This window comes from Serratia sp. DD3 (assembly GCF_000496755.2).
Genome location: NZ_AYKS02000079.1, coordinates 99202 through 114307, shown reverse-complemented (window position 1 = coordinate 114307; position 15106 = coordinate 99202). Strand labels below are relative to the sequence as shown.

The following is a 15106-nucleotide window of genomic DNA, read 5'->3' as shown; positions in this document are numbered from 1 at the left end:
GAACAACAGGCTGGGCTGAATACTATGCAGACGAGCCACATGAGACAGGGTCATACCTGGCTCCATAGCCTGTTGAATAATGGCGATCTTTTCCTGCGGAGTCTTACGTTTACGGCGCTCCTGTCCCAACAGTATTCCAGTCATCTCAAAATTAGAACCAGTATTAGACATATGTTTAAGCCTATCTCTTATTTTAAGATACATCTACTGTCTGGTGTTTCTTGGGGCCGCAGCAAATGGATCCCTCTCTATCTCAACATAATTAGTAAAAATGCACAGCATTAAATAAGAATCACTCTTATTGACATGTTGAATAATAGACTTTTTTAAATATATCGACTTGCAATACAACCACAGCACATTGTTTACTTAACGCAATTTTTTTAAAAGCAGGGATCACTCATGCAAAAAATGACCAATGCAATCCAAAACTATGCTTGGGGTAGTGTTGATGCATTAACTCGCTTATATGGCATTGCCAACCCTTCGGGTAAACCCATGGCGGAATTGTGGATGGGAGCACACCCGAAGAGCAGCTCTCAACTTGCTGATGCCGCAGGAAATTTCTGTTCGTTACGCGCAGTGATTGATAGCGACCCGGCTAAACAGTTGGGAACCGAAGTGGCCCAACGATTTGGCGAATTACCGTTCCTGTTTAAAGTGCTATGTGCCGACCAACCACTGTCGATCCAGGTTCACCCCAGCAAGCGTGCCGCTGAAATAGGCTACGCCAAAGAAAATGCGGCGGGCATCCCTCTTGATGCTGCTGAGCGCAACTATAAAGATCCCAATCACAAACCAGAACTGGTGTTTGCTTTGACGCCATTCCTGGCGATGAATGGCTTTCGTGAACTGGATGATATTGCTTCCCTGCTGCAACCCCTCGCCGCAGCACATCCTGATATCGCATCATTTTTGCAACAACCGGATATTGCTCATCTGACAACTTTGTTTGCCAGTCTGCTAGCCATGAGTGGCGAGCAAAAAGCACAAGCACTATCAGTACTAAATAGTACGCTGAAAAACCAGCAAGGTGAGCCTTGGGACACCATTCGCTTTATCGCCGGTTTTTATCCAGATGACAGCGGCTTGTTCTCCCCATTGCTGCTCAATGTGGTTAAGCTGGCCCCAGGGGAAGCCATGTTCCTTTATGCAGAAACCCCACATGCTTACCTCAATGGTGTCGCGCTGGAGGTGATGGCCAACTCAGATAACGTTTTGCGTGCCGGGTTGACGCCTAAATTTATCGATATCCCTGAGTTATTGGCTAACCTGCAGTTCCGGCCACAAGCTGCCTCCTCGTTATTGACGCAAGCTGAAAGCCATGGCGATGAGTTATTATTCCCGGTTCCGGTTGAAGACTTCGCCTTCTCATTACACCACCTCACGGCGACGGCGCAACCGTTAGTGCAACAAAGTGCGGCTATTGTGTTCTGCCTGGAAGGCGAAGCTACATTGGAAAAACAGGGGCAACAGATCATATTGCAGCCAGGTGAATCCTGTTATATTGCTGCCTTTGAATCACCCGTTAACGTCGCCGGTAGCGGCCGTATCGCCCGTGTTTATAATACATTGCAATAATTCAGCTAAACTTTGGCAACTACGCAAGGCAAATTAGTTGCCAAGATGATTAAATTAGCTTCACAATAACTGTCTTCAGGTGTTTATTGCCTACAGACTCATTTTGCCCAGCCATTTTTTGTATTAGTTGGCCTTAGAAAGGATAAACGGAACTATGAAAAAATCAGTCGTTGCAGTCAGTATCATTGTGGTTCTTGGCGCTGCATGGACCGGGGCCTCTTGGTACACCGGTAAGCTAATTGAACAACGAATGGGTGAAGTGGTCGCTAATGCCAATAACCAATTGAACGATTACCTGCCGAAAGCGGGTCTTAAGCTCAGTGCTGAAAACTATCAGCGCGGTATTTTCAGTAGCCGGATGCGCTATGTTCTCCGTACTAATAGCACCAGCGATAATGCATTCTTGAAGCCCGGTGATGAAATTGCATTTATCGAAACTATTGACCATGGCCCTTTCCCTCTGAGCCAACTGAAAAGATTCCACCTGCTGCCAAGCATGGCTTCGGTTTACACCGAATTGGAAAACACCGCGAAAGTTAAACCTTTGTTTGAGATCACTAAGGGTAAATCGCTGTTTAGCGCTAATTCACGTGTTTCCTATAGTGGCGCTATTAACACCGTTGCTGACGTGATCCCTCTTGAGTTCACCAAAGATAAAGTGTTGCTGAAATTCAGTGGTGCACAGATTAATGCGGATATGGGCCGTGATATGCAAACCCTGAAACTGGATGCCAATAGTGACAACCTCACCATTAGCGGGCCCAGTGCGTTGGGGCAAAATGAACAAGTGACCATACAAGGCGTTACACTCAACGTTGATACTCATCTAGGTCAATCTGGCATGACTCTCGGTAACCAGAATATGGGCGTCAAGCAGTTTGCAGTGGCCGTTGACGGTAAAACGTTAATGTCAGTGGAAGGCTTCAACCTGGGCAGTAAATTTGATGAACAAGGCTCAAATTTGGCAGGCCAACTCAGTTATACGTTGGATGGGGTAAAAGTTCAGGATATGGACTTTGGTTCTGCTAAGTTGTTACTGAAAGTTGATAATTTGGATGCTAAAGCCCTAAAAGAATTCTCTGAGCAATACAATCAGCAAGCCATGGCTTTGTTGAAAGATAGCCAAGAGATAGATCCAGTGGCTTATCAGGAAGAAGCCAGAACGATTCTACTGAAGAATCTGCCACTATTGCTGAAAGGTAACCCAAGTATCGCTATTGCCCCGTTGAGTTGGAAAAACAGTCAAGGTGAAAGCAGCTTTAATTTGAATGTTGCTTTCCAGGATCAGGCACAGTTTGCTACACCAACTGAAGATCCAGAGCAAAAATTCGCCCGTACATTCAAGAAAATTGAAGCCAACCTCTCCATCCCTATGGCAATGGCAATAGAAACCACTACCCAGGCAGCAAAACTGCAAGGTTACAGTGCTGAAGACGCGCAGAAATTTGCACAACAGCAAGTGCAAACCTTGTCGGCAATGGGGCAGATGTTCAAACTGACGACGGAAAAAGATGGGGTAATCAGCAGCAGCTTCAATTATGCCGACAATCAGATTGAGCTCAATGGCAACAAAATGTCACTGCAAGACCTTTCTCGCCAGCTCGGTGCGTTTGGCGGTAATGATGGGCTAGAGTGAATTAGATCGGCATAATTCACCGGTACCACTATAACAATACATTAAGGGCCCACATTGGGCCCTTAACTGTTTTTGTCGTCAATACAACTGTCGCGGCTGGCTGTAAGGTTTTTGGGTCTCGCTCAATATGCAGGTAGATCAAGCGGATCCGCGTTTGATCAACGTGGGTTGCAATATCACGCTTTGTGGTGGTAACTGATCGTTATCAATGCGTTGCAACAAACGGCTAGCAGCACTGCGGCCGACATCGCGCGCCGAGTTAGAGATAAACGTCAGCGGCGGTTCCGTTAACTCAGCTTCGGGAACATCCCCAAAACCAATCAATGCCACCTGCTGAGTATAAAAACTGTCTAGGCCTTCGGAACCAATATTACGGCCACTGCGCACAATACCAAAATAAGCCCCCAATGCCACAGAGGCCTTATGACATACCAGCGCACTAATATTTGGGTACTGACTTAATAGGTTTTCGGCAGCTTGCGCCGCTATGCGTTGATGGCAATCGCATTCCACAATCCACTCCGTGCGAAATGGCAAACCATACTGCACCAGCGTGGCACAGAACCCGCCTAAGCGTTCAGCCCGGGTCAAAGAATCGCTCTTCCCTCCTAAATAGGCAATTTGGCTATGACCGCGCTTGATCAAAAACTCGGTCGCCATTTTGGCCGCCTGCATATTATCTGGCCGCACTACATCTACGCCTTCCAGGCCATTAGACCGTGCAGCGCACACCAGTGGTACCCCCTGCTCTGCCGCTTTTTCTTGCAAGCCGCTCACAGAACGCAGCCCGCCGGCCAAAACCATCCCATCCACACCCTGTTCCAGCAGCGTATCAAAACAGCGCCTTAAGCCCTTACCATCTCGGCCACTCTGCGTCAGAAACAGCACCTTGCCATGAGCTTCCAGCACCTCACTCAAGCCTGCTGTCACCTCAGCATAAAAAGGTTCACTGATATCACGCAGAATCAACCCCACTATGCCTGACGCTCCGCCACGTAATGTCGCCGCCTGACGATTACGGACATAGCCAAGCTGCTCGATGGCCTGATTAACACGCATCATGGTGGCCGGTGAAATACGCCCTTTACCACTCAGGACTAACGAGACGGTGGTAACGGATACCCCAGCCAATTGGGCAACTTCAGTGATAGTGATCTTTTTGATGGTTATAGCCTCTGCCAAGCCATATCGGAGTGCTTCTCTCGCTGACGACAAATGGTATACCGAATTTCTTTACGCAGTAAAACGATTTACTGATATTGCGGCTGAGGCAGCAAAAAGATGATTCACATTTGTGATTATTAGCGCATTTTTAGTAGGTAAAACGTTTTATCTTATTTTTTACCTAATAGAGCACGCACATTGTTGCGTATTTTTTTGCCAGGAGTTATCGGTTATGCCCGCACCCAAAAAACAAAAAATTACGCTTTGGGAGTTCTTCCAGAGCCTGGGCAAGACATTCATGTTGCCCGTCGCACTACTTTCGTTCTGCGGCATCATGCTGGGGATCGGCAGTTCCCTCAGTAGCCGAGATGTTATTACCCTGCTCCCGGCGCTCAACCATCCGGCGTTCCAGTTACTGTTCACCTGGATGAGCAAAATCGGTTCTTTTGCCTTTAGCTTCCTGCCGGTGATGTTTGCTATCGCTATTCCATTGGGTATGGCGCGTGAAAACAAAGGCGTTGCCGCCTTCTCTGGCTTTGTTGGTTTTGCCGTGCTTAACCTGGCCACCAACTTTTATCTGACTACCGCCGGGATTCTACCGACCACTGACCCACTGATACTGAAAGCCAACAATATCCAGAATATTTTAGGTATCCAATCCATCGATACCGGGATCTTGGGGGCGGTGATCGTCGGTATCATCGTTTATCTGTTGCATGAACGTTTTAATACCATCCGCCTGCCTGATGCACTGGCATTTTTCGGTGGTACCCGGTTTGTGCCTATCGTTACCACCGTGGTGTTGGGCCTGTGTGGGCTGGCGATCCCGTTGATTTGGCCATGGTTTGCCATGGGAATCAACGGGCTGGGGAATATGATCAACAGTGCGGGGGCGTTTGGCCCGATGATCTTTGGCTCCGGCGAACGTCTACTGCTGCCATTTGGCTTGCACCATATTCTGGTGGCGCTGATCCGCTTTACCGAAGCAGGGGGAACGCTGGAAGTTTGTGGCCGTGAAGTTAGCGGCGCGTTGACCATTTTCCAGGCACAACTCTCTTGTCCAACCACTCATGGCTTTGCCGAGAGCGCCACTCGCTTCCTGTCACAAGGTAAAATGCCGGCCTTCCTTGGTGGACTGCCAGGGGCTGCTTTAGCCATGTATCACTGTGCAAAACCAGAGAACCGTCATAAAATCAAAGGATTATTAATTTCCGGCGTCGTTGCTTGTGTCGTGGGTGGCACCACAGAGCCAATCGAATTCCTGTTCCTGTTTGTTGCGCCATTCCTCTATTTGATCCACGCAGTGTTGACTGGCCTCGGTTTCACCGTGATGGCGCTGCTCGGGGTGACTATTGGTAATACCGATGGCAATATCATTGACTTTGTGGTGTTTGGTATCCTGCATGGTACTGCAACCAAGTGGTATTGGGTGCCAGTTGTGGCCACCATCTGGTTCGTTATGTACTACGCTATTTTCCGCTTCGCCATCCAGCGTTTTAATATTAAAACACCGGGCCGTGATAATGACACCAGTGCGTCACAGACGGTATCAACGGGCAACGTCGGTAAGTCCGGTTATAATGTGCCCGCTATCCTGCTGGCTCTCGGCGGTAAAGAGAATATTATCTCCTTGGACAACTGTATCACCCGGTTGCGTTTGTCGGTTAACGATATGAGCAAGGTGGATGATGCGCTACTCAAAGCCAACCGTGCCATTGGTGTGGTTCATCTCAATGATCACAATCTGCAAGTGGTGATCGGCCCACAAGTACAATCCGTGAAAGATGAATTAGACTATTTGATGACCAGTGCATAATTTCTTTCAGGCGCAGCATTGCTGCGCCGTTGCCCGGAGTTTTACATGTTTGATTTTTCCACCCCGATTGATCGCCATGGTACTTGGTGTACCCAGTGGGACTATGTTGCTGACCGTTTTGGCAGCGCCGATCTGCTCCCTTTCACTATCTCCGATATGGACTTCGCCACCGCCCCTTGCATTCTTCAAGCCCTGCAACAACGCCTGCAACATGGTGTGCTGGGCTATAGCCGTTGGCAGCATGAAGACTTTCTCGGTGCCATCAGGCACTGGTACCAACAGCGTTTTCATTGCGCTATTGATACTCATCTAGCGGTGTATGGCCCATCGGTGATTTACATGGTGGCGCAGTTGGTACGCATCTGGTCGGCACCAGGTGAGTTTGTGGTTACCCATACCCCGGCTTATGATGGGTTCTATAAAGTGGTGGCAGGCAATCAGCGTCAAATACTCCCTTGCCCATTGCACAAAGTGGGTAATGATTGGCACTGTGATATGGCCCAACTGGAAGCCCTACTGGCGTTACCACAAACCCGGATCTTGCTGCTGTGCAGCCCACACAACCCTACCGGCAAAGTTTGGACCCAGCAGGAGCTGGCGCAGATGGCAGCACTCTGTGAACGCCATAAGGTCAAGGTGATCAGTGACGAGATCCATATGGATATGGTTTGGAACGGACAGCAACATATCCCATGGAGCCAGGTCGCCACCACCCCTTGGGCATTACTGACTTCAGCCTCTAAGGCATTCAATATTCCGGCACTCACCGGGGCTTATGGCTTGATCAGTGATGATTACACCCGTGAAAGCTATACCCGTGCACTGAAAAACCGTGATGCTATCTCATCACCGGCGGTGATGGCACTTATCGCCCATATTGCCGCCTATCGTCATGGTGAGCCCTGGCTAGATGCACTGCGCGATTATCTGCAAGCTAATCTGGCTTATGTCGCCGAGCGCCTTAATCTGGCCTTTCCACAGCTTAACTGGCAACCACCCCAGGCCACTTATTTGGCATGGATAGATTTGCGTCCACTGGCGATTGATGACCAACAGTTGCAACAGGTTCTGATTGAGCGCGAGAAAGTAGCCATTATGCCGGGCTTTACCTATGGCGAAGAGGGGCGCGGTTTTGTGCGCCTGAATGTCGGTTGCCCACGCAGCAAAGTAGAAGCGGGTGTGGATAAATTGATTAATGCCTTGAATTTTCTGCTAGCCAGCAGTTAAAACCATCTTCAACTTACTACTGAACTCCTCGCCCACATTTCAATTAGGGCGAGGGGTTACCACAGTTTTTTGCTGACACGCTATCTCATCCGGTTTGGAGACTCAGCTAAACAAAAGGGATTGTTGCCGAGATGCCTTCGTGATGATTAATCGACCTTAAATCAGCGAATCGACCCTATGATAAGGCAATACCACTCGATGACTTTCCTCAATCAATGACACAATCTCTGTTCGCGGCCCTTCACGCCAGGCTTTGCTGTGATAGAAATCATGCAGTACCTGCTCCATTTCCTCCATGCCATCAAACAAACGAATCAAATAGTAGGCATCGGCGGCATGCAATGAAATACCATACTCAAGCACAGTAATGCCTGATGTTAAATGCAATGGCACACTGTTATGTTGCATTATATGGTGAAAGCGTTCTCCACTTCCCACCCGTAATCGGTACTGTAAAATCTCGATCACTTTGCCCATAGAGGCTCCTTCGGTTGAATGCGCTGACAAGTTATTTCCCTACCTCCGCGTCTGCCTGCTGCTGCGCCGTCTTGCGCGCATAACGTTGCGCCAGTACCGCGCACACCATTAACTGTATCTGGTGGAATATCATTAAGGGCAACACCATAGCCCCAACGGCAGATGCCGAGAACAGGACATTGGCCATCGGAATACCATTGGCCAGACTCTTTTTCGAACCACAAAACACGATGGTGATCTCATCGGCGGTATTAAAACCGAGCCAGCGCGCAATATAAGTGTTGAAAATCAGTACCACCGTTAGCAGCAGCATTGACATAATCACAATCATCAGCAATGACCAGCCATCAATACGCTGCCAGATCCCTTCAACGACTGCGGCGCTAAACGCGGTGTACACCACCAGCAAGATTGATGAGCGGTCAGTGAGATTAATTAATTTACGGTGCCGTTCAACCCACTTGGCAATCAGTGGTCGCGACAGGTGGCCGATAATAAATGGCACCATCAGCTGCAAAATAATGGCACCAATGGCATGCCAAATATCCGTTCCTTCCCCTTGGGCATGCATAAGCGCCCCCACCAGCAACGGTGAAAGAAACACGCCCAAAAGACTAGAGGCAGACGCACTACAAATAGCCGCAGCCACATTTCCCCCGGCAACAGAGGTAAATGCTATCGCCGATTGAACCGTGGCAGGCAAGGCACATAAATAAAGAAAACCGAGATAAACCGTTGGGGAAAGATAATCCGGCACCAAGAATTCCATACTCAGCCCCAGCAACGGAAATAGCGCAAAAGTACTGAACAACACCAGCAGGTGTAACCGCCAATGGCTGATCCCGGCAATAACCGCAGCACGGGAAAGTTTTGCCCCATGCATAAAGAACAACAAAGCGATAGCGGCGGTAGTAAGATGCTCAAAGAACGTTTTCCAAGCCCCCTGGCAAGGAAACAGTGAAGCAAGAATCACCACTATAATCAGAACCAGCAAAAAACTATCGATACGTAGGCGCTGCAACCAGGACATTTAACACCCTACCTTGAAATTAATGGCCTATCCCATGGGTTCGGACCGCTGGATGATCGGTTATCACAAAAGCTACCTATACCCTTAATACGCTTAATACGCTTAATACCCTCAATACGCTTAAGCAGCGTACATAAAAAAGGGTTCAAACCGAACCCTTTGATAAGCTGATTATTATATAACTTATACTGCCACTTAAACTATCGGCAGTGCTTTTTGCTGCCGGGCAGAGTCGATACCCAGTTCAATCAGCTCCATCACTTTAATCGCTTCATTCGCCGCTACCGGGTTAACCCCCTCACCGTTGATGGCATCACGCACCGCAGCATAATAGGCAGGATAGTTACCCGGAATGGTCAGTAAAGGTTTCTCTGTTAACACCCCATCAAGTGACAACGTCACCACACCATCACGCATATCATAACCCCAATCTGCTTGTGGCAAGCGTTCACCGGCTTTCAACCGATCTTCTTGTGGGTCGAGTCCAAATTTAACAAAACTGCCTTGAATGCCATGGACCACATAGCGCGGGCTTTCTGCCGCCGCCAGCATGCTACTGTGCAGCACCACACGGCGATTGGCATAAGTTAGCACTGCATGGAAGTAATCCACTGATTGAGCACCGGGGCGCAACTCCCCAAGGTCAACAAACAGCGTTTGCGGCGTGCCAAACAGTTGCAGAGTCTGGTCAATTAAGTGTGGAGCCAGGTCGTACCATAACCCGCTGCCCGGCCCGCCTTGCTCGCGCCAGCGCTGGCGAACTTCTGGCCGAAAGCGATCAAAATGAGATTCAAAATAGACCACTTCCCCGAGCGAGCCCTCTTTTAGCAATGCTTTCAAAGTCAGAAAGTCACTGTCCCAACGGCGATTATGAAACACCGAAAGTAGTAACCCACACTGTTCTTCTTGCTGCTGTAACTGTTGCGCTTGTGACAACGTCACCGTAAACGGTTTATCCACCACCACATGTTTACCGGCGGCCATCGCCTGCTGTGCTAACGGGAAATGGGTCTCGTTTGGGGTCGGAATAACAATCAGATCAATCGCGGGATCATTAAACAATGCCTGCGGATCACTCACCACCTTCATGGTGGGCCAATCCGCATGAACTTTACCGGCATCACTACTAGAAACCGCGGTCAACTCCATCCCAGGGGTTGCAACAATCAATGGGGCATGGAAAGTCTTACTGGCATAGCCATAACCGACCAGGCCAACATGGATTTTTTCGGTCATTTTGGGTCCTCATAACAGAACAATGCTATCGCTAAGTGTATATCAGTTGCCGATAAGCAACGGCGCCATTAAACCTGCATAATCCTCTACTGACTGTAATTTGAATAGCACTGATTATTTAAAAAATTGAAACCGGTTTCAGAAACCGGTTGTAATCCAAAGCGCATCCCCCCTAAACTAGACTCAATTTTTATTATCCAACGAGATGTGGAGTAAGAGGTTATGACTGCTTTTCCAAAATCCTTCCTTTGGGGTGCCGCTAGCGCAGCGTATCAAGTTGAAGGGGCCTACAACAGCGATGGCAAGGGCCTATCTATCTGGGATACCTTTTCCCACCTGCCTGGCACCACCTACCAGGGCACCAATGGTGATGTCGCTGTCGATCACTATCATCGTTTCCGTGAAGATGTCGCCTTGATGGCAGAAATGGGCTTGCAGAGCTATCGCTTTTCTATCTCCTGGCCACGTCTGTTGCCACAAGGACGGGGCGAGATCAATGAAGCGGGCGTCAAGTTCTACAGTGACCTGATTGATGCCCTGCTGGAACATAACATTGAGCCGATGATTACGCTTTATCACTGGGATTTACCGCAAGCATTACAAGATGAAGGTGGCTGGGAAGCACGCAGTACCGCAGAGGCGTTTGAAGAGTATGCCCGCCTGTGTTACGAGCGTTACGGCAAGCGCGTCAAACTCTGGTCAACCTTCAATGAAACCGTATGCTTTATCGGCTTTGGTTATATTACCGGCGGGCATCCACCGGGTGTAAAAAACCCCGCACGAGCGATACAAGCCTGCCATCATGTTTTTGTCGCGCATGCCAAAGCTGTCGCCGCCTTTCGCACCAGTGGCATTGAAGGCCAAATCGGCTTCGTTAATGTGTTGCAGACCCATACGCCACTCAGCCAATCAGCAGATGATCTTGCCGCCTATCAACTGGCCGAAGGGATCTTTACCCATTGGTTCTATGATCCGGTGCTGAAAGGTGAATACCCAGCAGAACTGCTGGCTCAAGCTCAAACCATATGGGGAGTGCCGCTATTTGCCCCTGGGGATGAACAGCTATTACGTGACAATATTTGCGACTTTATTGGCTTGAACTACTACAAGCGTGAAACCATTGCCGCCAATCATCAAGACTCACACCTGAGTATGAATACCTCCGGTGAAAAAGGCAGTGGCCACCAGCAAGGCAACGAATTTGGCTTTAAAGGGCTATTCAAGTTCGTTCGCAACCCTCACGGCGTCTATACCGATTGGGATTGGGAGATTTATCCACAGGGCCTGACCGAAGGCATTATGAACATCAAAGCACGCTACGGTGATATCCCACTCTACATTACCGAGAATGGACTGGGTGCCAAAGACCCTATTATCAACGGTGAAGTGGTGGATGATGCGCGTATCGATTATCTGAACCAGCATATCAGCGCGGTTGAAGATGCCATCAAACAAGGGGCTGATGTTCGCGGTTACTACCCATGGTCATTTATCGATCTACTGAGTTGGCTCAATGGTTTCCAGAAGCAATACGGTTTTGTTTATGTCGACCATAACAAGGGGCTGGCTCGCCAACGCAAGAAGAGCTTCTTCTGGTATCAGCAGTTAATCGCCAGCAATGGTGCTGAGCGTTAATCCCTTTCCGGCGACGTTTGCTGTCACCTGAACTTGGCAGCGTCGCCGTCTATCGGCTCATTTAACTTAATTAACCGCACTATTTTCAGCAAAACCGACAAAAAGAGCCATAACCCTACAATTCAAGTGTTGTTGTTACGCCGCCAATTTCCGATAATAGGCGGCTTTTATTTTTTAGGCATCGCAATGACCGAATACCTGCTCCTGTTCGTTGGCACCGTGCTAGTGAATAACTTTGTCCTGGTGAAATTTCTGGGGCTGTGTCCTTTTATGGGTGTTTCCAGGAAGCTGGAAAGTGCCATAGGCATGGGCATGGCAACGACTTTCGTCATGACACTGGCCTCTATCTCTGCCTGGTTGATTAACAGTTTGATCCTGATCCCGCTGGATCTGGTGTATCTGCGCACCCTATCCTTCATTTTGGTGATCGCGGTAGTGGTGCAATTTACTGAAATGATGGTGAGAAAAACCAGCCCGGCACTATATCGTCTGCTGGGGATTTTCCTGCCGTTGATCACCACCAACTGCGCGGTGCTGGGTGTCGCTTTGCTGAACGTTAACCTGGGTTATAATTTTCTGCAGTCTGCCGTCTATGGCTTTAGTGCCGCCGCCGGTTTCTCCTTGGTGATGGTGCTGTTTGCTGCCATTCGTGAGCGTTTGGCGGTTGCTGATGTCCCCGCCCCCTTCCGCGGTTCGTCTATTGCGCTGATCACAGCCGGGCTGATGTCCTTGGCCTTTATGGGCTTTACCGGATTGGTGAGATTCTGATGAGCGCGTTATGGATTGCGATTATCGCATTAAGCCTGTTAGGGCTGCTATTTGGCGTGGTGCTGGGTTTTGCTTCACACCGATTTGCAGTGGTCGAGGATCCCCTTGCCGAACAGGTCGATGAGATTCTGCCGCAAAGTCAGTGTGGCCAATGCGGTTATCCTGGTTGCCGACCCTATGCGGAAGCAGTGGCCAATGGTGAGATGATCAACAAATGTGCGCCCGGTGGTGAGGCAGTGATGCTCAAACTGGCTGAATTGCTTAATATTGACCCGCAACCCCTTGATGGCGGCGAGGCGGTGGCCGTACCAATCCGCACCGTGGCTTTTATTGATGAAGCCAACTGCATTGGTTGCACCAAATGTATCCAAGCCTGCCCGGTAGATGCCATTGTAGGGGCGACCCGGGCGATGCATACCGTGATCGCCGACCTTTGTACAGGCTGCGATTTGTGCGTTGCCCCCTGTCCGACGGATTGTATTGAAATGATACCGGTCACCACCACTACCGCCACCTGGAAATGGGATATGAAAACCATTCCACTGCGCGTGATCCCCGTGGAGCCACATGTTTAATCTGTTTAGCCGCGCGAAAAAAGGAAAGATTTGGGATTTCACTGGGGGGATTCATCCACCCGAAATGAAAAGCCAATCGAGTGGTGTGCCTCTTCGTACCGTGCCTCTACCAGATATTTTTATCGTCCCATTGCAGCAACACCTGGGGCCTGAAGGTGAGCTACGGGTTAAAATCGGTGATTCGGTATTAAAAGGCCAGCCTCTGACCTTCGGACATGGGCGAACACTGCCGGTACATGCCCCGACATCAGGCATGATCCGCGCCATTGAGCCTCATATCACTGCTCACCCTTCTGGCTTGCCTGAACTCTGTGTCATTCTGCAACCTGATGGTGAAGATCGCTGGTGCCCACTGTCACCAATCGCCGATTACCATCAATGGGATGCCGATGAGCTAATCCAACATATCCACCAGGCCGGAATAGCTGGCTTGGGTGGAGCAGGTTTCCCCACCGCCAGTAAACTGCAGGGCGGTGCGGATAAAGTGGAAACACTGATCCTCAACGCTGCTGAATGTGAGCCCTATATCACCGCCGATGATCGCCTGATGCAAGAGCACGCCGATCAAATCATTGAAGGCACGCAAATTTTACGCCACCTACTGCAACCCAAGGTGACGTTGATCGGTATTGAAGACAATAAACCACAAGCTATTGCGGCATTAAAAAAAGCCCTTGGTCAACAGCGTGATATTACCTTGCAGGTGATTCCCACCAAGTACCCATCTGGTGGTGCCAAGCAGCTAACCAAGATCCTGACGGGTAAAGAAGTCCCCCATGGTAAGCACTCCTCGGCCATTGGCGTGCTGATGCAAAATGTGGGCACCGCCTTTGCCATTAAGCGTGCCATTATAGACGGTGAACCACTGATTGAGCGTGTGGTGACATTAACTGGCGAAGCCATGAGTCAACCGGGCAATGTTTGGGCACGCATTGGCACGCCTATACAGCACCTGCTGAATATTGGCGGCTATCAACCGCAGCCTCGGCAAAGCGTTATTATGGGCGGGCCATTAATGGGCTTTACCCTACCGCAACTTAACGTGCCGATTGTGAAAATCAGTAACTGTATCCTGGCACCTACGGCCAACGAGATGGCACCACAAGAAGCGGAGCAATCTTGTATCCGTTGTGCCTTGTGTGTTGATGCCTGCCCAGCCGGTTTGTTACCACAGCAACTCTACTGGTTTAGCCGTGGTGAAGAACATGAGAAAGCGCGTAATCATCATCTGTTTGACTGTATTGAATGTGGTGCCTGTGCTTATGTTTGCCCCAGCAATATTCCGCTGGTGCAGTATTACCGCCAGGAAAAGGCTGAGATCAGAGCCTTGGATCAGGAAGCAGTACGAACTGCGGCTGCCAAAGCCCGTTATGAAGCCAAACAAACCCGTTTAGCGCGGGAAAAAGTGGCACGGGAAACACGCCATCAGCAAGCAGCAGCAAAATCGAATAGCAGTGACCAAGCAAAGGTTCAGGCAGCGCTGGCTCGAGTTCAAGCTAAACATGTCGGGGATACTACGATTATCATCACTGGCGGTGAACCTGACAATAGTAGCGCTATTGCCGGCCGTGCAGCGCTTAAGGCGCAAATACGCGCACGTAAAGCCGAGCAGCTCCCTGATACCAACCAGGCTGACACGCCCGCTGATGATCCGCGCCAAGCAGCTATTGCCGCCGCATTGGCAAGGGTAAAAGCCAAGAAAGCTGAGTCACAGGCAGAGCAGCCAGAAAGCACGGAAGCGGAAACTCAACCTGACCCGCGCAAAGCAGCTATCGCGGCGGCTATTGCCCGGGCTAAAGCCAAAAAAGCTGAGCCACAAGCAGAGCAGCCAGAAAGCACGGAAGCGGAAGCTCAACCTGACCCGCGCAAAGCAGCTATCGCGGCGGCTATCGCTCGGGCTAAAGCCAAAAAAGCTGAACAACAATTGCCGACAGCGGAAAAAGAGTGAGTAACGTTGTCAT

At 49.7% G+C, this 15106-nt stretch carries 13 protein-coding genes; 8 read left to right on the top strand and 5 right to left on the bottom strand.

The features are described 5' to 3' along the window. A partial coding sequence (locus tag IO95_RS15855) for a transposase (RefSeq protein WP_152554953.1) occupies positions 1-144 on the bottom strand: 144 nt, incomplete at its 3' end. 258 nt (positions 145-402) lie between these two features. On the opposite strand from IO95_RS15855, the gene manA reads away from it, so the two are divergent. Together manA and IO95_RS15845 are read left to right on the top strand one after the other, a co-directional pair. Further along, the gene (gene manA / locus IO95_RS15850; protein WP_023490203.1) at positions 403-1581 is read left to right on the top strand and encodes a mannose-6-phosphate isomerase; all 1179 of its coding nucleotides are present in this window, start codon (positions 403-405) and stop codon (positions 1579-1581) included. A gap of 154 nt (positions 1582-1735) precedes the next feature. Next, positions 1736-3217, top strand: a complete 1482-nt coding sequence (locus IO95_RS15845) for a YdgA family protein (protein WP_023490202.1) — start codon at positions 1736-1738, stop codon at positions 3215-3217. Between the two features lie 138 nt (positions 3218-3355). On the opposite strand, the gene IO95_RS15840 is transcribed toward IO95_RS15845, so the two are convergent. Beyond that, a complete protein-coding gene (locus tag IO95_RS15840; RefSeq protein ID WP_037386059.1) occupies positions 3356-4387 on the bottom strand; it encodes a Mal regulon transcriptional regulator MalI in 1032 nt (343 codons plus the stop codon). Positions 4388-4613: 226 nt separating this feature from the next. Between IO95_RS15840 and malX the strand changes: the two genes are divergently transcribed. Together malX and IO95_RS15830 are read left to right on the top strand one after the other, a co-directional pair. Continuing rightward, entirely contained in the window at positions 4614-6197 is a 1584-nt protein-coding gene (malX, locus tag IO95_RS15835) for a maltose/glucose-specific PTS transporter subunit IIBC (RefSeq protein WP_023490200.1), read from the top strand. Between the two features lie 45 nt (positions 6198-6242). After that, positions 6243-7424, top strand: coding sequence for a MalY/PatB family protein (locus IO95_RS15830; protein WP_023490199.1), 1182 nt, complete (start codon positions 6243-6245; stop codon positions 7422-7424). Positions 7425-7580: 156 nt separating this feature from the next. Here the strand turns inward: IO95_RS15830 and IO95_RS15825 are convergent, their stop codons facing one another. The 3 genes from IO95_RS15825 to IO95_RS15815 form a co-directional block, all read right to left on the bottom strand. Beyond that, positions 7581-7901: an NIPSNAP family containing protein gene (locus tag IO95_RS15825; protein WP_023490198.1), complete on the bottom strand. Its 321-nt coding sequence runs from the start codon at positions 7899-7901 to the stop codon at positions 7581-7583. Positions 7902-7932: 31 nt separating this feature from the next. Then, positions 7933-8931 carry a bile acid:sodium symporter family protein gene (locus IO95_RS15820; protein WP_023490197.1) on the bottom strand — a complete coding sequence of 333 codons (999 nt, stop codon included), beginning with the start codon at positions 8929-8931 and terminating at the stop codon, positions 7933-7935. Positions 8932-9126: 195 nt separating this feature from the next. Continuing rightward, positions 9127-10167, bottom strand: coding sequence for an oxidoreductase (locus tag IO95_RS15815; RefSeq protein WP_023490196.1), 1041 nt, complete (start codon positions 10165-10167; stop codon positions 9127-9129). A 222-nt stretch (positions 10168-10389) separates the two neighbouring features. Here IO95_RS15815 and IO95_RS15810 point away from each other — a divergent pair, with 222 nt between their 5' ends. From IO95_RS15810 to rsxC, 4 genes are all read left to right on the top strand, one after another. After that, positions 10390-11802, top strand: a complete 1413-nt coding sequence (locus IO95_RS15810; RefSeq protein ID WP_023490195.1) for a glycoside hydrolase family 1 protein — start codon at positions 10390-10392, stop codon at positions 11800-11802. 186 nt (positions 11803-11988) lie between these two features. Continuing rightward, positions 11989-12570 carry an electron transport complex subunit RsxA gene (rsxA, locus tag IO95_RS15805; protein WP_023490194.1) on the top strand — a complete coding sequence of 194 codons (582 nt, stop codon included), beginning with the start codon at positions 11989-11991 and terminating at the stop codon, positions 12568-12570. Then, positions 12570-13145 carry an electron transport complex subunit RsxB gene (rsxB, locus tag IO95_RS15800; protein WP_023490193.1) on the top strand — a complete coding sequence of 192 codons (576 nt, stop codon included), beginning with the start codon at positions 12570-12572 and terminating at the stop codon, positions 13143-13145. The genes rsxA and rsxB overlap by 1 nt, the downstream gene beginning before the upstream one ends. Further along, a complete protein-coding gene (rsxC, locus tag IO95_RS15795; RefSeq protein WP_081878575.1) occupies positions 13138-15093 on the top strand; it encodes an electron transport complex subunit RsxC in 1956 nt (651 codons plus the stop codon). Before rsxB ends, rsxC begins: the two co-directional genes overlap by 8 nt. The last annotated feature ends 13 nt before the right edge of the window (positions 15094-15106 follow it).

What these genes read in the sequence shown, in the direction of transcription:
- malX (WP_023490200.1), top strand. Translation starts at nt 4,614, where the DNA reads ATGCCCGCACCCAAAAAACAAAAAATTACGCTTTGGGAGTTCTTCCAG.
- IO95_RS15815 (WP_023490196.1), bottom strand. Translation starts at nt 10,167, where the DNA reads ATGACCGAAAAAATCCATGTTGGCCTGGTCGGTTATGGCTATGCCAGT.
- IO95_RS15845 (WP_023490202.1), top strand. Translation starts at nt 1,736, where the DNA reads ATGAAAAAATCAGTCGTTGCAGTCAGTATCATTGTGGTTCTTGGCGCT.
- rsxC (WP_081878575.1), top strand. Translation starts at nt 13,138, where the DNA reads ATGTTTAATCTGTTTAGCCGCGCGAAAAAAGGAAAGATTTGGGATTTC.
- manA (WP_023490203.1), top strand. Translation starts at nt 403, where the DNA reads ATGCAAAAAATGACCAATGCAATCCAAAACTATGCTTGGGGTAGTGTT.
- IO95_RS15810 (WP_023490195.1), top strand. Translation starts at nt 10,390, where the DNA reads ATGACTGCTTTTCCAAAATCCTTCCTTTGGGGTGCCGCTAGCGCAGCG.
- IO95_RS15830 (WP_023490199.1), top strand. Translation starts at nt 6,243, where the DNA reads ATGTTTGATTTTTCCACCCCGATTGATCGCCATGGTACTTGGTGTACC.
- rsxB (WP_023490193.1), top strand. Translation starts at nt 12,570, where the DNA reads ATGAGCGCGTTATGGATTGCGATTATCGCATTAAGCCTGTTAGGGCTG.
- IO95_RS15820 (WP_023490197.1), bottom strand. Translation starts at nt 8,931, where the DNA reads ATGTCCTGGTTGCAGCGCCTACGTATCGATAGTTTTTTGCTGGTTCTG.
- rsxA (WP_023490194.1), top strand. Translation starts at nt 11,989, where the DNA reads ATGACCGAATACCTGCTCCTGTTCGTTGGCACCGTGCTAGTGAATAAC.
- IO95_RS15825 (WP_023490198.1), bottom strand. Translation starts at nt 7,901, where the DNA reads ATGGGCAAAGTGATCGAGATTTTACAGTACCGATTACGGGTGGGAAGT.